The organism is Xanthobacter sp. DMC12 (assembly GCF_056314105.1).
In genome coordinates, this window is the sequence record NZ_JBQUYZ010000008.1 from 63,533 (window position 1) to 83,559 (window position 20,027).

Genomic DNA, 20,027 nt, shown 5'->3' on the forward strand with positions numbered 1-20,027 from the left:
GGACGGGTGCTGTACGACGAGGCGTATCTGGCGCGGACCGAAGAGATGGTCCGGGCCCATCTGCCGGACTGGGGCCTGCCGCCGGATGCGGCGCTCCAGCTCCTCTCCATCTCCGAGAACGCCACCTTCCGCGCCACCGCGGGCGCGCAGGATATCGTCGTCCGCGTCTACCGGCCGGGCTATCACGCAGCGGCGGAAATCCGCTCCGAGCTCGCCTGGATCGAGGCGCTGCGCGCCAACGCCGTGGTGCCCACCCCCGCCATCATCCCCACACGCGACGACCGCCTCCTCAATGAGGTGAGCGCGGACGCCGCCCCGCGCCGGCTGGCCGCCTTCGCCTTCGTGCCCGGCGTCGAACCGCAGGAAAGCGCGGACCTGCCCGGCTGGTTCCGGCGCCTCGGCGCCTTCCATGCCCGCCTCCACGCCCATGCGAAGGGTTGGCGGCGGCCGGAGGGCTTCACCCGCAAGGTGTGGGATTTCGAGAGCATGCTCGGCGAACGCCCGCTCTGGGGGGACTTCCGCGCCGCGCTGGGCCTCGATGCGCCCGGCCGCGCGCTGCTGGAGCGCACGGCGCTCGCCTTGAGGGACAGCCTCGCGCCGCTGACGACGCCGGAGAGCTTCGGCCTCATTCACGCGGACCTGCGCCTTGCCAATCTGCTGGCGGACGGGGACAGCCTGACACTGATCGATTTCGACGATTGCGGCTTCTCCTGGTACCTTTACGACTTCGCCTCAGCCGTCTCCTTCATGGAGCATTCGCCGCTGGTGCCGGCAGTGAAGGATGCGTGGATGACCGGCTACCGCACCCTCGCGCCACTGCCGTCGGACGCCGATGCGCAGCTCGACGTGTTCGTGATGCTGCGGCGGATGCTGCTCACCGCCTGGGTCGCCTCCCACGCCGAGACGCCGACCGCACAGGCCATGGGCGCGCCCTATACCGGCGGGACGCTGGCGCTGGCCGAGGATTTCCTCAGCCGGCGAGGGTAGGCAATCTTGGCCCCTTGAACCGCCGTCATGGCCCGGCTCGTCCGGGCCATCCACGGCTGGACGGGTTCGGGTTTCCGGACAGCGTGCAGGCGGATGGGTGGATCGCCCGGACACGCCGGGCGATGACAGATAACAATGAGGGGTCGACGGACGAGGGCACGTGAACGGCGCTTTCCCCAGCCGCAACGTGACAGCGCCCCATTGCTCGGCTATGGGCGTGCCCCCGTCACCGCAGGAGAGGATGAGACAACATGGCCGCCGCACCGCAGGGCAACGCAGACGCCATCGCCCGCCTCATCGCCGCCGAGATCAACGCCCGCCCAGCGCAGGTCACGGCCGCCGTCTCCCTCATCGACGAAGGCGCGACCGTCCCCTTCATCGCCCGCTACCGCAAGGAGGTGACGGGCGGCCTCGACGACACCCAGCTGCGCACGCTGGAAGAGCGCCTCTCCTATCTGCGCGAGCTGGAAAGCCGCCGCGCCGCCGTGCTCTCCTCCATCGACGGGCAGGGCAAACTTTCCGACGAACTGCGCGGCAAGATCGAGGCGGCCACCACCAAGGCCGAGCTGGAAGACCTCTACCTCCCCTACAAGCCCAAGCGCCGCACCAAGGCGGAGATCGCCCGCGAGAAGGGCCTCGGGCCGCTGGCCGAGGCGATCCTCGCCGACCGCTCCATCGCCCCGGCCGACCGCGCGGCGGCGTTCCTGAATGAGCAGGTGGCGGACATCAAGGCGGCGCTGGATGGCGCGCGCGACATCCTCGTGGAGACCTTCGCCGAGAATGCCGAGCTGGTGGGCCGCCTGCGTGGACACCTGAAGGCCAACGCCATGCTCAAGGCCAAGGTGGCCGAGGGCAAAGAGGAGGCCGGCGCCAAGTTCCGCGACTATTTCGACCATGCCGAGAAGTGGGCCACCGCCCCGAGCCACCGCGTGCTCGCCATGCTGCGCGGGCGCAACGAGGAGATGTTGACTCTCGACCTCGTGGTGGACGAGGACGCCACCACGCCGGTGAAGCCCGCCGAGCGCATCGTCGCCGAGGCCTACGACATCCCCCTCGCCAACGGCGCGCCGGCGGATTCCTTCCTGCTGGAGGTGGCGCGCTGGGCGTGGCGGGTGAAGCTCTCGCTGCACCTCACCGTGGAGCTGATGGGCGAGATGCGCGAGCGCGCGGAGGAGGAAGCCATCCGGGTCTTCGCCCGCAACCTCAAGGATCTGCTGCTCGCCGCGCCCGCCGGCTCGCGCGCCACCATGGGGCTTGATCCCGGCATCCGTACCGGCGTGAAGGTCGCGGTGGTGGACGGCACGGGCAAGCTCATCGCCACGAGCACGGTCTATCCCTTCCAGCCGCGCAACGACGTGCAGGGCGCCATGGCGGAGCTGGCGCACCTCATCCGCCGGCACAATGTGGAGCTGATCGCCATCGGCAACGGCACGGCGAGCCGCGAGACGGACAAGCTCGCCGCCGACCTCATCGCCGCGCTGCCGCCGGACGCTTCGGGCAAGAAGCCCATCAAGGTGGTGGTGAGCGAAGCTGGCGCCTCGGTCTATTCCGCCTCAGCGACCGCCGCCGCCGAGATGCCTGATATCGACGTGTCCATCCGCGGCGCCGTCTCCATCGCCCGCCGCCTGCAAGACCCGCTGGCGGAGCTGGTGAAGATCGAGCCCAAGGCCATCGGCGTCGGCCAGTATCAGCACGACGTGGATCAGGCCCGCCTCGCAAAGGCCCTCGACGCGGTGGTGGAGGACGCGGTGAATGCGGTGGGCGTGGATCTCAACACCGCCTCCGCCTCGCTGCTCGCCCGCGTCTCCGGCCTCGGCGCCTCACTGGCGGAGGCCATCGTGGCGCATCGCAATTCGGTGGGCGCGTTCAAGACCCGCAAGGAACTCTTGAAGGTCTCCCGCCTCGGCCCGCGCACCTTCGAGCTGGCCGCCGGCTTCCTGCGCATCCCGGACGGTGCCGAGCCGCTGGATGCGTCGGCCGTGCATCCGGAAGCCTATGAGGTGGCGAAGAAGATCGTCGCCGCCTGCGGGCGCGACGTGCGCCAGATCATGGGCGACACGGCGGCGCTGAAGGCGCTGGACCCGCGCGCCTTCGTGGACGAGCGCTTCGGCCTGCCCACCGTGCGCGACATCCTCACCGAGCTGGAGAAGCCCGGCCGCGACCCCCGTCCCGCCTTCAAGACCGCCACGTTCGCGGAGGGCGTTCACGAGATGAGCGACCTCAAGCCCGGCATGGTGCTGGAAGGCACGGTGACCAATGTCGCCGCCTTCGGCGCCTTCGTGGACATCGGCGTCCATCAGGACGGGCTGGTCCACGTCTCGGCGCTGGCCGACCGCTTCGTGAAGGACCCGCACGAGGTGGTGAAGGCGGGCGACGTGGTGAAGGTGCGCGTGGTGGAGGTGGACGTGAAGCGCAAGCGCATCGCCCTCTCCATGCGCAAGGACGACGCCGGCACGCGGCCCTCGGGCGGGCGGCCGGAGCAGCCGCGCCAAGATGGACGCAGCAACGACGGGCGAGGCAACGACTTCCGGGGCAACGACGCCCGACGCCCGCAGCAGGGCAAGCCGGCCGACAAGGCCGGCGACAGGGGCGGCAATGGCGCCTTCGGCGCGGCTCTGGCCGAGGCCATGCGGCGCAAGGGGCAATAGGCCCTCGAACGAAAACGGCCGGGCGTCAGGCCCGGCCGCATTCAAAACGAGGAAGCGTCAGCGCCGGGCGTGGACCCGCGCGAGCTTCGGCACGAGGCGCGTCAGGCGGGCGCGGCGGCCGGAGGGCGGGCCATCCTCGTCGTCCATCAGCATGACGGCAAAGCCCATCTGCACACTGCCGAAGGTAATGCCCAGCGCCACCGTGAGCACGCCGAGGGCCAGCAGCCCATCCGGCGAATGCGCGAACAGGCTGGCGAGGTGCGCCACATCGAACGCGACCAGAAGCGCCACGAACACGGCAGCGACGCCGATGCCGATGGCGGCGTGACGGAGAAGGAAGCGGACCAGGAACGGCATGGCGGTATCCTCGGCAGGGCTGGGGCGCGTTCCGGCGATGCGACAGCACCATTACGCAGCGACATCTGGCGCCGATCACCTCAAGGATCGCCATCAGCCACTACCCTCAACGGAAGCGTCTCACGCCGGTTCCCGTGCGACAAGCGCCCGCTCCGTCGTCAGATGGTCGCAGATGACACGCGCGCGGTTTGTCTCTGGACAAAGCCCCGTCCCCTCCCATGTGACACAAGGACATGACCACCGGTCCGAAGAACGCTCAAGCCGGCGCTTCCGGTGCCGCGCGATCAGGGAGACAGGGACATGACAAAGCCCGACAAGATGAACCGCCTCGTGGTGGTGTGCGACGGCGCCAAGGCCGTCCTGCTCGCCGATGCCGGCATCGCCCCGGCGCCGCGCCTGTCGGTGCTGGAAAGCTTCAGCGAGCCCCATCCCGGCACCGCCGCCCTCGGCACCGACCGGCCGGGGCGCGTACACGAATCCGCGACCGTCGCTCGCAGCGCCGTCGAGACCACCGATCTGCATGCCGAGGCCGAGGCCGCGTTCATCGCCCGCGTCGCCAAGCGGCTCGATGCGCTGGTGGGAGCCGGCGAGGCCCCTGCCCGTATCCTGCTCGTCGCCCCGCCCAAGGCGCTGGGGGTGCTGCGGGAGGCGCTGACCCACCGCGTGAAGCCGCTGGTGGACGGCGAGATCGCCAAGGATCTGGTGAAGCTGCCGGTGGACGAGATCACGAGCCACATCGCCACCTGAGAGATCCCCGCCCCTACCGAGGTCGCGAAACGATCCATCGGGCGGTGGCGTTCGGATAAGGACAAACCGCCGCCCGCATGGACGGCGGTGGAAAGGTGTTGCCAAATGTCCGTGACTTCCACCCGTTCGCTCTCGCCCTGCGCCGTGTCGCGCCTGCGGCTGCTCGGCTGCCTCGTGCTGATGCTGGGCGTCGGCGGGGTCGGCGGGGCGGTGACCTCGCCGGCCATCCCTGCATGGTATCAAGGTCTGGTGAAGCCCGGCTGGACGCCGCCCAACGCCGCCTTCCCCATCGTCTGGACCCTGCTATATCTGATGATGGCGGTGAGCCTCTGGCGGCTGTGGGACAAGGTGCCTCCCTCCTCCGCGCGCACCGTAGCCATCGGCCTCTTCCTGGCGCAGCTGGCGCTCAACTTCCTGTGGTCGCCGGTCTTCTTCGGCCTGCACGCAATCCATGCGGGCCTCGTCATCATCATCGGCCTCGTGGTGCTACTGGTGCTGACGCTCCGCGCCACCTTCCCCCTGGACCGAACGGCGGGCTGGCTGCTGGTGCCCTATCTCGTCTGGGTGTGCTACGCCTCGACGCTCAATGCCGGCATCGCCGTGCTCAACTGAGCGCCAGGAGGATCAAGAGATGGTGCACTGGTCGATCTATCTGTTCATCCCGCTGGCGCTGGCGCTGGTGGCGGGCGTGCTCTTTCTGGGCCTCTTCAACTTCGCCTCGGGCGGATCGCCCCAGCGTTCGCAGAAGCTGATGCAGATGCGGGTGCTGTTCCAGTTTCTCGCCATCATCATTGTCATGGCCACCATCTTCGCCATGGGCCGCTGACGATTATGGTCAAGCTGAACAAGATCTACACCCGCACCGGGGACGACGGCACCACCGGGCTCGGCACCGGAAGGCGCGTCGCCAAGTACGACCTGCGCGTCGAGGCCTATGGCGCGGTGGACGAGACCAATGCCACCCTCGGCATCGCCCGCCTGCACCTGTCGGGCGAAACCCTGCTGGATGGCATTCTGGTGCGCATCCAGAACGATCTGTTCGATCTCGGCGCGGATCTGTGCGTGCCGCCCGCCGCCAATGAGGAGGACGGCGCGAGCCTCCGCATCGTGCCGGCGCAGGTGACGCGGCTGGAGGACGACATCGACCTCCTGAACGCCGAATTGTCCCCCCTCACCTCCTTCGTGCTGCCGGCCGGCACCGCCGCATCCGCCCACCTTCATCTCGCGCGCACCGTGTGCCGGCGGGCCGAGCGCATCATGGTCGCATTGTCGCACCAGGGTGAAGGCTCGGTGGGGGCGCCCGCGCTGCATTACGTGAACCGGCTCTCCGACCTCCTGTTCGTCGCGGGCCGCTATGCCAACGCCCGCGGCGCGGCGGACGTGCTGTGGGTGCCGGGCAAAAGCCGCACCTGAAAGAGCCGCGCCTGAAAGAGCCGCATCTGACGCTGGGTCCGTTGCGGGGGCGCTCCGCCCTGCTCTAAGCTTGCCCTAACGGGACAGGACGTACGCAGGCGGCGGACGGGTCCCCGGGACCCTCTGATGTTCGTTCCGATCGCCGACGCCAATCCGCTGGAGCATGTGCGCCGCCCCTACGTCACCTGGGGGCTGGTCGCGCTCAACCTCTTCGTCTTCGTCGCCCTCCAGCACGGCGCGTTCGGACCGGTGAGCGAGGCCGGCGTGCTGGGCTTCGGCGCCATCCCCGCCGTGGTGAGCGGCGTCGCCATTCTGCCCGAGGGCTACGAGCGGCTGCCGCCGGCCCTGACCCTCGTCAGCTACATGTTCCTGCACGGCGGCTGGCTGCACCTCATCGGCAACATGGCCTTCCTTTTGGTGTTCGCCGACAATGTGGAGGACGCCATGGGCCATGCCCGCTTCCTCCTGTTCTACCTACTGTGCGGGGTCATCGCCGGGCTGGTCCATGTGGTGGCCGAGCCGGGGTCGGAGGCGCCGCTGGTGGGGGCGTCCGGCGCCGTGGCCGGGGTGATCGCGGCTTATCTCGTGCTCCACCCCAACATCCGCCTGTGGGCGCTGGTGCTGATGAAGATCCCGCTGCGGGTACCAGCCTACTGGGCGATCGGCGCCTGGTTCGGCCTCCAGGTGTGGCAGATCCTGTCGAGTTCGGACCAGGAGACCGCATGGTGGGCGCACGTGGGCGGCTTCCTCGCCGGAGCCGTGCTGGTGGCGCTGATGCGCCGGCCGGGCGTCGCCCTGTTCGATCGCGATCCCTCCGGCGTACCGAGCGTCCGCGCACAGGGCGTCCGAACGCCGCGCCGGAGCGAGCGTTGACACACTTTCTGGCCCCTCCTACGTTGCCCGCCCGCAAGAAATGCTGCAATGCAGGGATAAGAGCGGAAGTCACGACCATCGGTGGATTTTGCGACCGTCGGTCGAGATTTCGGGAACGGGGAGCGTGTGTCGATGAAGATCCTGGTGCCCGTTAAGCGGGTGGTGGATTACAACGTTAAGGTCCGGGTGAAGTCTGACGGTTCGGGCGTGGAGCTTGCGAACGTCAAGATGTCCATGAACCCGTTCGACGAGATCGCGGTGGAAGAGGCGCTGCGCCTCAAGGAAGCCGGCAAGGCGACCGAGGTGATTGCGGTGTCCATCGGACCGGCCCAGGCCTCCGAGACGCTCCGCACGGCCCTGGCCATGGGCGCCGACCGCGGCATCCTGGTGAAGACTGACGGCGTGGTCGAGCCGCTCGCGGTCGCCAAGATCCTCAAGGGCGTGGTGGGCGAGGAAGCCCCCGGCCTGGTGATCCTCGGCAAGCAGGCCATCGACGACGACTGCAACCAGACCGGCCAGATGCTGGCGGCGCTTCTCTCCTGGCCTCAGGCCACCTTCGCCTCCAAGGTCGTGGTGGAGGACGGCGGCGTGGTCGTCACCCGCGAGATCGACGGCGGCCTGCAGACCATCAAGCTCAACGGCCCGGCCATCGTCACGACGGACCTGCGCCTGAACGAGCCGCGCTACGCCTCGCTCCCCAACATCATGAAGGCGAAGAAGAAGCCCATCGCCGAGAAGACGCCGGCCGATTACGGCGTGGACGTCGCCCCCAGGCTCGAGGTGCTGAAGACCGCCGAGCCGGCCGGCCGCAAGGCAGGCGTGAAGGTGGGCTCGGTTGCCGAGCTGGTGGCGAAGCTCAAGGATGAGGCGGGGGTGATCTGATGGCCGTTCTGCTCATTGCCGAACACGACAATTCGGCCCTCAACGGCGTCACCGCCAAGGCCCTCACCGCCGCCGCCGCGCTCGGCTCGCCCGTGCACGTGCTGGTCGCCGGCCAGAACGCCAAGGGCGTGGCCGAGGCCGCCGCGAAGCTCTCGGGCGTCGAGAAGGTGCTGCTCGCCGACGATGCGCTCTATGCGCACCGTCTCGCCGAGCCGCTGGCTGCGCTGGTCGTCTCGCTGGCGCCCGGCTACGACGCCATCGTCGGTCCCTCCACGGCCAGCGCCAAGAACGTGCTGCCGCGCGTCGCCGCCCTCCTGGACGTGATGCAGGTGTCCGACATCGTCAAGGTGGTCTCGCCCGACACGTTCGAGCGGCCCATCTATGCCGGCAACGCCATCCAGACCGTGAAGTCCAACGACGCCAAGAAGGTGGTGACGGTGCGCACCGCCTCCTTCGCCGCCACCGGCGAGGGCGGCTCGGCCGCCATCGAGACCGTGGGCGCGGCGTCCGACCCGGCGCTCTCCACCTTCGTGGAAGAGAGCATCGCCGCCTCGGACCGTCCCGAGCTGACCGCCGCGAAGATCATCGTGTCCGGCGGCCGCGCGGTGGGCTCGCGGGAGAAGTTCGCCGAGCTGATCGAGCCGCTGGCCGACGCGCTGGGCGCGGCGGTGGGCGCCTCGCGCGCCGCGGTGGACGCGGGCTATGCCCCGAACGACTGGCAGGTGGGCCAGACCGGCAAGGTCGTCGCCCCCGAGCTTTACGTCGCCCTCGGCATCTCCGGCGCCATCCAGCATCTCGCCGGCATGAAGGACTCCAAGGTCATCGTCGCCGTCAACAAGGACGAGGAAGCCCCCATCTTCCAGGTGGCGGACTACGGCCTCGTCGGCGATATCAACACCGTCATCCCCGAACTGAAGGCGGAAATCGCCAAGGTTAAGGGATAAGATCACTCTGACTGCGGCCGGATTACCCCCGGCCGCAGTTTCGGGGAGGCCCGCCCCGGTCACCGGCAACAAGGCGAAACGAGAGAATCATGCCGCTCGAGATCAAGAAGGTCGGGGTCATCGGCGCAGGCCAGATGGGCAACGGCATCGCGCACGTGTGCGCGCTCGCCGGCTATGACGTCGCGCTGCACGATGCGGACGCGGACCGCATCCGCTCCGGCCTCGCCACCATCAACGGCAACATGGCCAAGCAGGTGTCCAAGGGCGTCGTGTCCGAGACCGACCGGCAGGAAGCCCTCACCCGCATCGCCGTCGCCGAGAAGACCGAGGATCTCGCCGACTGCGACCTCGTGATCGAATCCGCCACCGAGCGGGAAGAGGTGAAGCGCAAGATCTTCTCCGCGCTCTGCCAGACGGTGAAGCCGGAGGCGATCCTCGCCTCGAACACCTCCTCCATCTCCATCACCCGCCTCGCCGCCGCCACCGACCGGCCGGAGCGCTTCATCGGCATTCACTTCATGAATCCGGTGCCGCTGATGGAGCTGGTCGAGCTGGTGCGCGGCATCGCCACCGACGACGAGACCTTCGAGGCCTCCAAGACCTTCGTCACCCGTCTGCACAAGACCTATGCGGTGGCCGAGGACTTCCCCGCCTTCATCGTCAACCGCATCCTGCTGCCGATGATCAACGAGGCCATCTACACCCTTTATGAGGGCGTGGGCTCGGTGGATTCCATCGATCGCGCCATGAAGCTTGGCGCCAATCATCCCATGGGTCCGCTGCAGCTGGCCGACTTCATCGGCCTCGATACCTGCCTCGCGGTAATGCAGGTGCTGCACGAGGGCCTCGCCGATTCCAAGTACCGGCCCTGCCCGCTGCTGGTGAAGTATGTCGAGGCCGGCTGGCTCGGCCGCAAGACGCAGCGCGGCTTCTACGACTACCGCGGCGAGAAGCCCGTCCCCACCCGCTGAGGCATCGGGCGGAGAGGCCGACAACCCGGCCTCTCCGCCGGTCAGCCCAGCCGAAGGGCGCCGGGCTCGTCACCCTCGCCGGCTGCAGCGGCCGGCAGTTCCACCTTTTGCAGCAGGCCGCCCCCCGGGCGGTTCGAGAGGGTGAGCCGCCCGCCGTGGCGGCTGATGATCTCGTTGGCGATGGCAAGGCCGAGGCCCGCACCCGGGATCTTCACATGCCGCGCCGGATCGACCCGGAAGAACGGCTCGAACACCTGCCCCATCAGCGCCTCGGGAATGCCGGGGCCGTCATCCTCGATCACCAGCACCACCCGCGTCGCATCGGCGCTGACGGCCAGCCGCGCGCCGCCGCCGAGGCTCGCGCCATGGGTGGCGGCATTGACCGCGAGGTTGCGTACCGCCCGCTTGAGCGAGAGCGGACGCCCCGCGACGCACGCTGGCGACGCTGCGAAAATGGCGACGCTGAGCCCGATCTCCCTCAATTCCATCGCCACGTCGGCCGCCAGGCGGTCGAGCCGCACCGTCTCCAGCGCGCCCCCTTCCACTTCCTCGCGCACGAGGCGGATGGCGCTGTCGGCGATGCGGTCCAGCTCGGCGAGATCGGAGAGCCACTGGGTGCGGTCCTCCCCATCGGGGATGAATTCCGCGCGCAGCCGCATCCGGGTGAGCGGGGTACGCAGGTCGTGGGCGGCGCCGGCAACGATGCGCATGCGGCTGTCCATGGAGGCCTTCACCCGCGCCGACAGCCGGTTGATGGCGGCCGCCGCGGCGCGCACCTCGGCCGGTCCCCGCTCCGGCAGCACGGGCAGCTCGCCGTCGGGGCCGATGCGCCGCGCCGCCTCCTCCACCAGGGCCAGCGGACGGGTGAGGCGGTGGACGGCGAGGATAACGACCCCGGTGACGCCGAGGATCATGAAGGCAAGCCACACCGCAAAGCCCACCGCGCCGCCTGGCGGGCCGGGCGGCGGTCGCGGCTGCCGGCGGCCGTCCACCACCAGCCAGCGCCCGTCCGGCAACCGCAGCGCCGTGATCCCCGTGATCTCGCCGGGGCCCCCCGGCGGTTCCGGGGCGGCCGAACCTGGTCCGCCGGGCGGCGGCGGGCGGCGCAGGACCTGAACGGGCAAAGTGGAGCCGAGCCTTGCCAAGGCTTCGGTCAGGAGACGCGTCTCTTCCGGATCGATCTCGCCCGCCGGCGGTTCCGGCCGTAGCAGTGGCCCCCCGACCTGCGACCGGACCTCGGTGCCCTGCGGAACGGCTGCCGCCAGATCGGCCATGAGGAGCAGGTCGGCGGCATGGGTGCCATGATCGCCGAAGGGCGGCCATTGGGGACGGACGATGAAGAAGGACGCTCCGTTGGCCAGCGCGATCACCACCAGTACGGCCACCACGAGGATGGCCGTGACCTGGGCGCGCAGGGTCCTCACGGCGCCTCCTCCATGTCCACCCGCACGGAGAGCTGGTAGCCGCCGTTGCGCAGGGTCTTGAGGATCTGGAACGCCCCCTGGTCACCGAGCTTGCGCCGGAGGCGGCTGACCAGCACGTCCACCGAGCGGTCGAACGGGCCGGCCTCCCGCCCGCGGGTGATGTCGAGCAGCTGGTCGCGGGAGAGGATGCGGCCGGGCCGCTCGAGAAAGGCCATCAGCAGGTCGAACTCGGCTCCGGTCAGCGCCACTTCCGAGCCATCGGCCGCCGTGACGCGGCGCAGGTCCGGCTCGGCGCGGAAGCCGGCGAAGCCGTAGGCGCGCACAGGGGAGGACGCCGGCTCGGTGGCGCTGGTGCGCCTGAGGACCGCGCGGATGCGGGCCACCAGCTCGCGCGGATTGAACGGCTTGCCGAGATAATCGTCCGCGCCGATCTCAAGGCCGATGATGCGGTCCACATCCTCCTTCAGGGCGGTGAGCAGGATCACCGGCACCCGCGAGCGGGCGCGCAGGGCGCGGCACAGGTCGAGGCCGGACGCGTCGGGCAGCATCAGGTCCAGCACCACGAAGTCGATGCGCTGGGTGGTGAGCTTGTCCTCCATCTCCCGCCCGTCGCCGGCGGCGGTCACGCGGAAGCCCTGCGCGGCGAGATAGCGGCTGAGCAGCTTGCGGATTTCGAGATCGTCGTCGACGACGAGAATGTGGGGTCCGTCCTGTTGCACCGGTTCCTCCGTTCGGGCCGATGCTAGCCCCTGGGCCCGGCCACCGCACGCTTGCATGCTTCCCAGCATTGCCATGCGGTGGCCGGCAACATTCAGTCACAAAATCCGCCCGGGGGGACATCTAGCGATACCTCCCCGACCTCTTTTGGCTACGAGCCGCCGCCATCCTCGCGTCAACCTGATGGACAGGAGGCGCGCCATGCCGTGCGAAGAGCCGATGCGGAAGACACCCCGCCAGAGTTTCCGGGCCCTCATTCTCGCTGGGGCGAGCGTGACCATCCTGGCGATTGCCGGGTTCATCGTGTCGTCTCCGGGATACGCCAAGGTGGACGATAACCCGATCCCGCAGGACCAGCACACCGCCGCAGCCGACGCTCCCCCGCCGCCCTTCGGCCCGCCGGGGCCGCCGCGCGGACCGGGTGGCGGACCGGCCGGCTTTCCCGGCGGCGGTCTTGCCGGTGGTCCCCCCCCGGGTGGCCCTGCAGGTGGCCCTCTCGCCGGCCCCATGGGCCTCGCCCGCAACCTTGCCGCCGCCGAGGCCGCCCTCGGCATCCGCGCCAACCAGCTCGACGCGTGGCGCGACTTCACCGATGCGCTGCAGGAGGCCTTGCCCTCCCCGCCGCCGCCCCCTCAGCCAGGCGCCGCGCCGCTCTCCCTCGTCACCGCGTTCGGTGCGCGCAGCGAGGAGGCCGGCAAGGCAGGAACCCGGCTCCTCAAGGCCGTGGACACCCTGAAAGCGCGCCTTTCGCCGGACCAGATCGAGAAGCTGGGCCGGCTCGAGTTCGCCCTTCTGCCGCCGCCCCCGCCGCCTCCGGGCGTGCCTTTCGGCGGCCACCCCGATCGCCCCACGCCGCCCCCCGCGCGTCCGTGAGGCCACGAGAAGGAAGGGAATCTCGCCGCCCTTGATCTTCCCTTCCCCGCAGCGGGCGTGCCTCGGCACGCCCGCTGTCCGCATTTCGACCCCGCGCCTACCCGCCCCCGTCACACGCCTGTCGCGCGCCCCCTTTACTGATCCTGAAAACGGTTTCACGCTCGAGTGAAGCCATTCGGGGTCGCACGTGCCGCGCATCGTCACCATCAGGACCGTCGCCGAGCGGGCGGGCTGCTCGATCGCAACGGTCAGCCGCGTCATCAACCGCTCGGCGCCCACCAGCGCCGACGTGGAAGCGCGGGTCCGCGCGGCCATCGACGAACTGGGCTTCCGCCCGAGCGAGATCGGCCGGGCGCTGAAGACGCTCAAGACCCGCACCGTTGGCGTCCTGATCCCGAGCCTGACCAATCCGGTGTTCGCCGCCTCGGTGGCGGGCATGCAGGCGGCCGCCCGCGAGCGCCGGCACACCCTCCTCCTCACCGCCACAGATTACGATCCCTCCGCGGAGGCGGAGCTGGTGGAAACGCTGGTGGCGCAGAACGTTGCCGGCCTGGTGCTCACCGTCGCCTGCGCCAGCCACAATGCCACCCTCGATCTGCTGGAGGCGGAGAGCATCCCCTTCGTCCTCGTCCACAACGAGCCGGAGGGCGATGCCCGCGCCGCCGTCTGCGTGGACAATGGCGCCGCCACGTCCGCCTTGACCGGGGCGATGATCGCCGCCGGGCACCGGCGCATCGCCTATCTCGCCGGCCGCTTCGCCACCTCCGACCGCTCGCTGAAGCGCTACGAGGGCTATCGCGCGGCCATGGAGAAGGCCGGGCTGGTGGCTGCGCCACCGCTGGAACTCGACTATCTCGGCGACGCCCCGAGCCATGCCGCGGCGCTCGCCGGACTGTTCGGCGCCATGTCCCCCCCAACCGCAGCGCTCTGCTCCAACGATCTGCTCGCCCTTTCCGTGACCGGCGCGCTGCGCGACCTCGGCATCCGCGTGCCGGACGATGTGTCCGTCGCCGGCTTCGACGGCATCGCCCTCGGCCGGGCCATGAGCCCGAGCCTCGCCACCGTGGACACCCCCACCCGCCGCATGGGCGAGCAGGCGGTGGAACTGCTGTTCGAGATGATCGAGACCGGCGCCGCACCTCGCGTGGAGCGCCTGGCTTTCAGCCTGCGGCCCGGCGGCACCCTCGCCGCCGCATCGAAGCGTACCCCCCGTCAAGACCCCACCCTGCCGACCCCACCCAACCCGTGAGGCCCGCCATGCGTCCCCTCAAGACCCTTTCCGCCGTGACGCTTTCCGCTCTCGCGCTCGCCGCCGTCGCGGCCATCGCCCCCGCCCGTCCGGCCGCGGCGGCCGACGCCATCTGCTACAATTGCCCGCCCGAATGGGCCGACTGGGGCGCCATGCTGAAGGCCATCAAGGCCGACACCGGCATCGACGTGCCGCAGGACAACAAGAATTCCGGCCAGTCCCTCGCCCAGATCCTCGCCGAGAAGGCGAGCCCGGTTGCGGACGTGGCCTATCTCGGCGTCACCTTCGGCATCAAGGCCAAGGATTCCGGCGTCACCCAGCCCTACGAGCCCAAGGGCTTCGCCGACATTCCGGACGGCCTGAAGGACAAGGACGGCAACTGGTTCACCATCCATTCCGGCACGCTCGGCCTGTTCGTGAACAAGGATGCGCTCGGCGGCGCCCCGGTGCCGGCCTGCTGGGCGGACCTGCTGAAGCCCGAATACAAGGGCCTCGTCGGCTATCTCGACCCCACCTCCGCCTTCGTCGGCTATGTGGGCGCGGTGGCGGTGAACGGCGCGCTGGGGGGCTCGTTCGACGACTTCAAGCCGGGCATCGAATACTTCAGGAAGCTCCAGGCCAACCAGCCCATCGTGCCCAAGCAGACGTCCTACGCCCGCGTGGTCTCCGGCGAGATCCCGATCCTGTTCGACTACGATTTCAACGCCTATCGCGCCAAGTACAACGAGAAGGGCAACTTCGCCTTCGTCATCCCCTGCGAGGGCTCCGTCGTCGTCCCCTACGTGATGACCATGGTGAAGGGCGCGCCGCACCCCGAGGCGGCCAAGAAGGTGCTCGACTACGTGCTCTCCGACAAGGGACAGGCCATGTGGGCCAAGGCCTACCTGCGCCCCGCCCGAAACATCACGCTGCCGCCGGAGATCGCCAGCCGCTTCCTGCCGGCCTCGGACTATGCCCGCGCCAAGCCCGTGGACTATGCCCGCATGGAGACGGCGCAGAAGGCCTTCTCCGACGCCTACCTCAACAATGTGAAGTGAGGCGGGCTCACCCTGACGCCATGCACAGCGCCGATCGCCTAGCCCGCCTGTTCCTGCTGCCGCTGTTCCTGTTCGTGGCGGCCTTCTTCCTGCTGCCCATGGTGCGGCTGATCGGCGTCGCGGGGTCCGGCCCCAACGGGATGGCGGAATATGTCGCCATCCTCCTCAACCCGCGCTACTTCGCAACGCTGGTCGCGACGCTGCTGCTGTCCGCGGCGGTGACGGCGGCGACCCTCGCCATCGGCACCGTCGTCGCCCTGTTCCTCGCCCGCAACCGCTTCTGGGGCCGGCCGCTGCTGGTCTCCTGCCTGACCCTGCCGCTGGCCTTTCCCGGCGTGGTGGTGGGCTTCATGGTCATCCTGCTGGCGGGGCGGCAGGGGCTGCTTGCCAGCCTTTCCATGGGTCTCGGCATGGGGCGGTGGGTGTTCGCCTATTCCATGGCCGGTCTGTTCGCGGGCTATGTCTATTTCTCTTTGCCGCGCGTGCTCGTGACCCTCATGGCCGCCGTGGAGAAGCTCGATCCCGCGCTGGAGGAGGCCGCCCGCTCGCTCGGGGCCGGGCGCTTCGAGGTGCTGCGGGACGTGACGCTGCCCGGCATCGCGCCGGCGCTGATGGCGTCGGGCGCCATCGCCTTCGCCACCGCCATGGGGGCCTTCGGCACCGCCTTCACGCTGGCGACGCGCATCGATGTGCTGGCGATGACGATCTATACGGAGTTCACCCTCAACGCGAACTTCGCCACGGCGGCGGCGCTCTCCATCGCCCTCGGCCTCATCACCTGGGCGGTGCTCGCCCTCTCGCGCAACCTCGCCGGCTCCGGCGTGGCGGCGGCCGGCTGAGGCGCGCCATGAAAACCCACCGCCTCACCTTCGCCTTCCAGCTGTTCGTGACGCTGCTGGCCGCCGCGTTCCTGATGGTGCCGGCCGGCGCCTCCATCCTCGCCGGCTTCACCGCCAATTACTTCCGCGGCGTCTCCTCCGGCCTCACGCTGGACTGGGTGAAGCAGGTGCTGGCGCTTTATTCCGACACCATCTGGCTTTCCATCGGCATTGCGCTCGGCACGCTCGCGGCAACCCTCGTCGTCGCCGTGCCCGCCGCCTGGGCGCTGGTGCGGCGGCCCTCGCGGCTCGCGCGCATCGTGGAAGAGGTGGTGACGCTGCCGGTGGCGGTGCCCGGCCTGGCGCTGGCGCTGGCGCTCATCCTCGCCTATGGCGCGATCCGCGAATTCCGCATGAGTCCGGCCTTCATCCTCACCGGCCACGTGCTTTACACTTTGCCCTTCATGCTGCGCTCGGTGATGGCGGTGCTCGCCGCCGTGGACATCCGCTCGCTGGAGGAAGGCGCGGCCTCCCTCGGCGCCTCGCCGCTGCAGCGCTTCTTCCATGTGGTGCTGCCCAATGCGAAGGGCGGCATCCTCGCGGGCTCGCTGATGGTGGTGACGCTCTCCATCGGCGAGTTCAACCTCACCTGGATGCTGCACACGCCGCTGACCAAAACGCTGCCGGTGGGCCTTGCCGACAGCTACGCCTCCATGCGCCTCGAAATCGCGAGCGCCTACACGCTGGTCTTCTTCGTCATGATCGTTCCCCTGCTCCTCGCCCTCCAGCTGTTCGGCCGCACCACGGGGAGCGCGCGATGACCAATCCCACAGGCGCCGCCATTTCCATCGCCGGCTGCGGCAAGACCTATCCGGACGGCACGCGCGCGCTCTCGCCCGTGGATCTGGAGGTGAAGGCCGGTGAGACGCTGGTGCTGCTCGGCCCCTCCGGCTGCGGCAAGACCACCCTGCTGCGTCTCATCGCCGGGCTGGAGACGCCCGACGCGGGCGGTCGCATCGCCTTCGACGGGGCGGACGTGACGGCCCTGCCGATCGAGAAGCGCAACGTGGGCATGGTGTTCCAGTCCTATGCCCTGTTCCCCAACATGAGCGTCATCGACAACGTGGCCTACGGCCTGCGCGTGCGCGGCGTGGGGACGGCCGCGCGGCGGACGCAGGCGGCCTCCGTGCTCACCATGATGCGCATCGAGGCGCTGGCGGAGCGGTCCATCGACCAGCTTTCCGGCGGCCAGCGCCAGCGCGTGGCCCTTGCCAGGGCGCTGGCCGTCCGGCCGCGCGTACTGCTGCTGGACGAGCCGTTGACCGCACTCGACGCTGCCCTGCGCGAGCATCTGCGCAGCGAGATCGACGCCCTGCTGCGCCGCCTCGCCATTACCGCCGTCTATGTCACCCACGATCAGGCCGAGGCGCTGGCGCTGGGAGACCGCATCGTGGTGATGAAGAACGGCGCCATCGCCCAGGTGGGCACGCCGCGCGAGGTCTATTTCCAGCCAGCGGACGATTACGTCGCCGGCTTCGTCGGCATCACCAACCGGCTGGAGGGCATCGTGCGCAACGGCCGATTCGAGACCGCCGCCGGCATCCTGCCCGTCGCGGCGCCGGACCAGTGCAAGGCGCGGCTGCTGTTCCGGCCCGAAGCGGTGCGCCTCGTGAGCCCAGCTGACGCGACGCTGGTATTCCAGGTGGCGCAGGTCGAGTTTCAGGGCCCGCGCCAGCGGGTGACGCTGAACGCCGGCGACGGGACCCGTATCATCGCCGAGGCCCCCGCCGACATGCCTCTTGCTGCCGGGGCGGCCATCGGCCTTGCCCTCGACGCCAACCGCTACTCTCTGGCCTGACCCATGCTGATCGCCCAGCTCACCGACACCCACATCCGCCGTCCCGGCACGCTGGCCTACGGGGTCGTGGATACCGCGACCTACCTGGAGGCGGTGGTGGCGCATATCCTTGCGCTCGATCCGAAGCCCGACGCGGTGATCGTCACCGGCGACCTGACCGATTTCGATGACCCGGAGGAATTCGCCCGCTTCCGTGCCATCGTCGCCCCCCTCGACCTGCCGCTGTTTCCCGTGCCCGGCAATCACGACAGCTCCGCCGGGCTGCTGGCCGCCTTTCCGGAAATTGCGGCGCGCTGCGCGGGCGGGCGGGTGAACTATGTGGTGGAGGATTTCCCGCTGCGGCTGGTGATGCTCGATTCCACCGTCTACGGCCGTCCCCACGGCACGCTGGGCGACGAGGGCCTCTCCTTCCTCGATGCGACGCTGGCGGCGGCGCCCGACAGGCCGGCGCTGGTGTGTGCCCACCACCCGCCGTTCCTCACCGGCATCCGCCACATGGACGTGCAGAACCTGTTCGATGCGGCGGGGCTGGAGGTGGTGCTGCGGCGGCATCCGCAGGTCGTGGGCTTCACCTGCGGCCACGTCCACCGGGCGGTGACGACCACCTTCGCCGGCATCGCCGCCACCATCGCCCCGGCGCCGGCCCATTCGGTGAGCCTGGCGCTGGACCCGGATGCGCCGCCGACCTTCCACATGGAGCCGCCGAGCCTGTCGCTGCACCTGTTCGCGGAAGGGCGGCTCGTGACTCACCGCAGCTTCATCGGCGCCTTTTCCGGCCCGCATCCTTTCTTCGGGCCGGACGGCAAGGCCATCGGCACGCCCGCCTGAGGCTCAAAAACAAAAAGCCCCGGACGAGCCGGGGCTTTTCAGTCTGGGAGAGATGGGGTCAGCCGCCCGCCACCGGCAGCGGGATCGGCGCCGGGCCGGCCGCGGTGCTGCGCGAGGCGGTGTGCTTCGCAACCCGGTCCGCATAAGGCAGTTCGAGGCGCTCCCACACGTCGGACAAAGCGGTCGCCAGATGGGCGATCAGCGCGTCGTCATGGAACGGGGTGGGGGTGATGCGCAGGCGCTCCGTGCCGCGCGGCACGGTGGGGTAGTTGATGGGCTGGATGTAGATGCCGTACTCGGCGAGCATCAGGTCGCTCGCCATCTTGCAGGCCTTGGCGTCGCCCACCATCACCGGGACGATGTGGGTGGGCGTCTCCATCTGCGGCAGGCCGGCGGCAGCGAGGGCCGCCTTGACCTTGGCGACCTGGGTGCGCTGGCCGATGCGCTCGGCCTGCGACGTCTTCAGGTGGCGCACCGAGGCGGTGGCCGCCGCGGCGACGGCCGGCGGCAGCGCGGTGGTGAAGATGAAGCCCGGCGCGTAGGAGCGCACGGCATCGATGATGAGGCGCTTGCCGGTGATGTAGCCGCCGACCACGCCGAAGGCCTTGCCCAGCGTGCCCTCGATCACGTCCACCCGGTGCATCACGCCGTCCCGCTCGGCGACGCCGCCGCCGCGCTCGCCATACATGCCGACCGCGTGCACCTCGTCGAGGTAGGTCATGGCGCCATAGCGCTCGGCGAGGTCGCAGATCGCGCCGATGGGGGCGATGTCGCCGTCCATGGAATAGACGCTCTCGAAGACCACCAGCTTGGGCCGGTCGCCGGCCGCCTTCAGCAGCTCTTCGAGATGATCGAGGTCGTTGTGGCGGAAGATGGCCTTCTGCCGGCCGCCGTGGCGGACGCCCTCGATCATGGAATTGTGGTTCAGCTCGTCCGAGATCACCACGCAGTCGGGGATCAGGCGGACGATGGTGGAGATGCCGGTGGCGTTGGAGATGTAGCCCGAGGTGAAGACGAGGCCCGATTCCTTGCCGTGCAGGTCGGCCAGCTCGCGCTCCAGCATCACGATCTCATGGCTGTTGCCCGAGATGTTGCGGGTGCCGCCGGCGCCGGCGCCGCGCGCCTTGGCCGCATCGCACATGGCGGCGACCACATCGGGATGGCTGCCCATGCCGAGATAGTCGTTGGAGCACCACACCACGATGTCGCGCGGACCGCCCGGCGAGTGCCACACCGCCCGCGGGAAGCGCGAGGCGTCCCGCTCGATCTCGGCGAAGGTGCGATAGCGGCGCTCCTTGCGCAGGGCGTCGATGGCGTCGGCAAAGAAATGGTCGTAGGTCATTCCGAACCCTGCGGCGGCAGACGGGATCGCGGGTGGATCCTCATTGTTCTAAGATTATG

The 20,027-nt window shown here is 69.6% G+C and carries 21 protein-coding genes; 17 read left to right on the forward strand and 4 right to left on the reverse strand.

Annotated features, from left to right (window positions below; translation table 11 throughout):
* The first annotated feature begins 6 nt into the window (after positions 1-6).
* Both ACT535_RS23110 and ACT535_RS23115 read left to right on the forward strand, forming a co-directional pair.
* Complete coding sequence (locus ACT535_RS23110) at positions 7-987, forward strand: phosphotransferase enzyme family protein (protein WP_476366188.1); 981 nt, start codon at positions 7-9, stop codon at positions 985-987.
* A gap of 251 nt (positions 988-1,238) precedes the next feature.
* Entirely contained in the window at positions 1,239-3,635 is a 2,397-nt protein-coding gene (locus ACT535_RS23115) for a Tex family protein (protein WP_476366189.1), read from the forward strand.
* 57 nt (positions 3,636-3,692) lie between these two features.
* Here the strand turns inward: ACT535_RS23115 and ACT535_RS23120 are convergent, their stop codons facing one another.
* Positions 3,693-3,992: a hypothetical protein gene (locus tag ACT535_RS23120; RefSeq protein ID WP_476331228.1), complete on the reverse strand. Its 300-nt coding sequence runs from the start codon at positions 3,990-3,992 to the stop codon at positions 3,693-3,695.
* A 300-nt stretch (positions 3,993-4,292) separates the two neighbouring features.
* Here ACT535_RS23120 and ACT535_RS23125 point away from each other — a divergent pair, with 300 nt between their 5' ends.
* From ACT535_RS23125 to ACT535_RS23160, 8 genes are all read left to right on the forward strand, one after another.
* Positions 4,293-4,739, forward strand: a complete 447-nt coding sequence (locus ACT535_RS23125; RefSeq protein ID WP_476366190.1) for a host attachment protein — start codon at positions 4,293-4,295, stop codon at positions 4,737-4,739.
* A gap of 105 nt (positions 4,740-4,844) precedes the next feature.
* Positions 4,845-5,351: a TspO/MBR family protein gene (locus ACT535_RS23130; protein WP_476366191.1), complete on the forward strand. Its 507-nt coding sequence runs from the start codon at positions 4,845-4,847 to the stop codon at positions 5,349-5,351.
* Between the two features lie 19 nt (positions 5,352-5,370).
* Positions 5,371-5,565, forward strand: a complete 195-nt coding sequence (locus tag ACT535_RS23135; protein ID WP_476331219.1) for a twin transmembrane helix small protein — start codon at positions 5,371-5,373, stop codon at positions 5,563-5,565.
* 5 nt (positions 5,566-5,570) lie between these two features.
* Positions 5,571-6,152: a cob(I)yrinic acid a,c-diamide adenosyltransferase gene (locus ACT535_RS23140; RefSeq protein WP_476366192.1), complete on the forward strand. Its 582-nt coding sequence runs from the start codon at positions 5,571-5,573 to the stop codon at positions 6,150-6,152.
* Between the two features lie 126 nt (positions 6,153-6,278).
* Positions 6,279-7,025: a rhomboid family intramembrane serine protease gene (locus ACT535_RS23145; protein WP_476366193.1), complete on the forward strand. Its 747-nt coding sequence runs from the start codon at positions 6,279-6,281 to the stop codon at positions 7,023-7,025.
* A gap of 132 nt (positions 7,026-7,157) precedes the next feature.
* Positions 7,158-7,907 carry an electron transfer flavoprotein subunit beta/FixA family protein gene (locus ACT535_RS23150; protein ID WP_476331210.1) on the forward strand — a complete coding sequence of 250 codons (750 nt, stop codon included), beginning with the start codon at positions 7,158-7,160 and terminating at the stop codon, positions 7,905-7,907.
* Positions 7,907-8,851 (forward strand): electron transfer flavoprotein subunit alpha/FixB family protein, encoded by a 945-nt coding sequence (locus ACT535_RS23155; protein WP_476366194.1) that lies wholly within the window; start codon positions 7,907-7,909, stop codon positions 8,849-8,851. The genes ACT535_RS23150 and ACT535_RS23155 overlap by 1 nt, the downstream gene beginning before the upstream one ends.
* An 89-nt stretch (positions 8,852-8,940) precedes the next feature.
* Positions 8,941-9,822, forward strand: a complete 882-nt coding sequence (locus tag ACT535_RS23160; RefSeq protein ID WP_168457186.1) for a 3-hydroxybutyryl-CoA dehydrogenase — start codon at positions 8,941-8,943, stop codon at positions 9,820-9,822.
* A 41-nt stretch (positions 9,823-9,863) separates the two neighbouring features.
* Here the strand turns inward: ACT535_RS23160 and ACT535_RS23165 are convergent, their stop codons facing one another.
* Both ACT535_RS23165 and ACT535_RS23170 read right to left on the reverse strand, forming a co-directional pair.
* Positions 9,864-11,246 carry an ATP-binding protein gene (locus ACT535_RS23165; RefSeq protein ID WP_476366195.1) on the reverse strand — a complete coding sequence of 461 codons (1,383 nt, stop codon included), beginning with the start codon at positions 11,244-11,246 and terminating at the stop codon, positions 9,864-9,866.
* Positions 11,243-11,965, reverse strand: a complete 723-nt coding sequence (locus tag ACT535_RS23170) for a response regulator (RefSeq protein ID WP_476331203.1) — start codon at positions 11,963-11,965, stop codon at positions 11,243-11,245. The genes ACT535_RS23165 and ACT535_RS23170 overlap by 4 nt, the downstream gene beginning before the upstream one ends.
* 217 nt (positions 11,966-12,182) lie before the next feature.
* On the opposite strand from ACT535_RS23170, the gene ACT535_RS23175 reads away from it, so the two are divergent.
* From ACT535_RS23175 to ACT535_RS23205, 7 genes are all read left to right on the forward strand, one after another.
* Positions 12,183-12,836, forward strand: a complete 654-nt coding sequence (locus tag ACT535_RS23175) for a hypothetical protein (protein ID WP_476366196.1) — start codon at positions 12,183-12,185, stop codon at positions 12,834-12,836.
* Positions 12,837-13,023: 187 nt separating this feature from the next.
* Positions 13,024-14,085 carry a substrate-binding domain-containing protein gene (locus ACT535_RS23180; RefSeq protein WP_476366197.1) on the forward strand — a complete coding sequence of 354 codons (1,062 nt, stop codon included), beginning with the start codon at positions 13,024-13,026 and terminating at the stop codon, positions 14,083-14,085.
* A gap of 8 nt (positions 14,086-14,093) precedes the next feature.
* On the forward strand, positions 14,094-15,122 hold the full coding sequence (locus tag ACT535_RS23185) for an ABC transporter substrate-binding protein (protein ID WP_476366198.1): 1,029 nt from the start codon (positions 14,094-14,096) through the stop codon (positions 15,120-15,122).
* A gap of 20 nt (positions 15,123-15,142) precedes the next feature.
* Positions 15,143-15,961, forward strand: a complete 819-nt coding sequence (locus tag ACT535_RS23190; protein ID WP_281804680.1) for an ABC transporter permease — start codon at positions 15,143-15,145, stop codon at positions 15,959-15,961.
* Positions 15,962-15,969: 8 nt separating this feature from the next.
* Positions 15,970-16,761, forward strand: a complete 792-nt coding sequence (locus ACT535_RS23195; RefSeq protein WP_168457179.1) for an ABC transporter permease subunit — start codon at positions 15,970-15,972, stop codon at positions 16,759-16,761.
* Positions 16,758-17,798, forward strand: coding sequence for an ABC transporter ATP-binding protein (locus ACT535_RS23200; protein WP_476366199.1), 1,041 nt, complete (start codon positions 16,758-16,760; stop codon positions 17,796-17,798). The genes ACT535_RS23195 and ACT535_RS23200 overlap by 4 nt, the downstream gene beginning before the upstream one ends.
* Before the next feature lie 3 nt (positions 17,799-17,801).
* Positions 17,802-18,626, forward strand: coding sequence for a phosphodiesterase (locus tag ACT535_RS23205; RefSeq protein WP_476366200.1), 825 nt, complete (start codon positions 17,802-17,804; stop codon positions 18,624-18,626).
* 58 nt (positions 18,627-18,684) lie between these two features.
* On the opposite strand, the gene hemA is transcribed toward ACT535_RS23205, so the two are convergent.
* A complete protein-coding gene (hemA, locus tag ACT535_RS23210) occupies positions 18,685-19,968 on the reverse strand; it encodes a 5-aminolevulinate synthase (RefSeq protein ID WP_168457176.1) in 1,284 nt (427 codons plus the stop codon).
* Between the last annotated feature and the right edge of the window lie 59 nt (positions 19,969-20,027).

Excerpts from the sequence above, each read along its gene's own strand:
- ACT535_RS23200 (WP_476366199.1), top strand. The coding sequence starts at position 16,758 with ATGACCAATCCCACAGGCGCCGCCATTTCCATCGCCGGCTGCGGCAAG.
- ACT535_RS23150 (WP_476331210.1), top strand. The coding sequence starts at position 7,158 with ATGAAGATCCTGGTGCCCGTTAAGCGGGTGGTGGATTACAACGTTAAG.
- ACT535_RS23130 (WP_476366191.1), top strand. The coding sequence starts at position 4,845 with ATGTCCGTGACTTCCACCCGTTCGCTCTCGCCCTGCGCCGTGTCGCGC.
- ACT535_RS23190 (WP_281804680.1), top strand. The coding sequence starts at position 15,143 with ATGCACAGCGCCGATCGCCTAGCCCGCCTGTTCCTGCTGCCGCTGTTC.
- ACT535_RS23155 (WP_476366194.1), top strand. The coding sequence starts at position 7,907 with ATGGCCGTTCTGCTCATTGCCGAACACGACAATTCGGCCCTCAACGGC.
- ACT535_RS23140 (WP_476366192.1), top strand. The coding sequence starts at position 5,571 with ATGGTCAAGCTGAACAAGATCTACACCCGCACCGGGGACGACGGCACC.
- ACT535_RS23135 (WP_476331219.1), top strand. The coding sequence starts at position 5,371 with ATGGTGCACTGGTCGATCTATCTGTTCATCCCGCTGGCGCTGGCGCTG.
- ACT535_RS23195 (WP_168457179.1), top strand. The coding sequence starts at position 15,970 with ATGAAAACCCACCGCCTCACCTTCGCCTTCCAGCTGTTCGTGACGCTG.
- ACT535_RS23160 (WP_168457186.1), top strand. The coding sequence starts at position 8,941 with ATGCCGCTCGAGATCAAGAAGGTCGGGGTCATCGGCGCAGGCCAGATG.
- ACT535_RS23125 (WP_476366190.1), top strand. The coding sequence starts at position 4,293 with ATGACAAAGCCCGACAAGATGAACCGCCTCGTGGTGGTGTGCGACGGC.
- ACT535_RS23175 (WP_476366196.1), top strand. The coding sequence starts at position 12,183 with ATGCGGAAGACACCCCGCCAGAGTTTCCGGGCCCTCATTCTCGCTGGG.
- hemA (WP_168457176.1), bottom strand. The coding sequence starts at position 19,968 with ATGACCTACGACCATTTCTTTGCCGACGCCATCGACGCCCTGCGCAAG.
- ACT535_RS23120 (WP_476331228.1), bottom strand. The coding sequence starts at position 3,992 with ATGCCGTTCCTGGTCCGCTTCCTTCTCCGTCACGCCGCCATCGGCATC.
- ACT535_RS23185 (WP_476366198.1), top strand. The coding sequence starts at position 14,094 with ATGCGTCCCCTCAAGACCCTTTCCGCCGTGACGCTTTCCGCTCTCGCG.
- ACT535_RS23145 (WP_476366193.1), top strand. The coding sequence starts at position 6,279 with ATGTTCGTTCCGATCGCCGACGCCAATCCGCTGGAGCATGTGCGCCGC.
- ACT535_RS23205 (WP_476366200.1), top strand. The coding sequence starts at position 17,802 with ATGCTGATCGCCCAGCTCACCGACACCCACATCCGCCGTCCCGGCACG.
- ACT535_RS23115 (WP_476366189.1), top strand. The coding sequence starts at position 1,239 with ATGGCCGCCGCACCGCAGGGCAACGCAGACGCCATCGCCCGCCTCATC.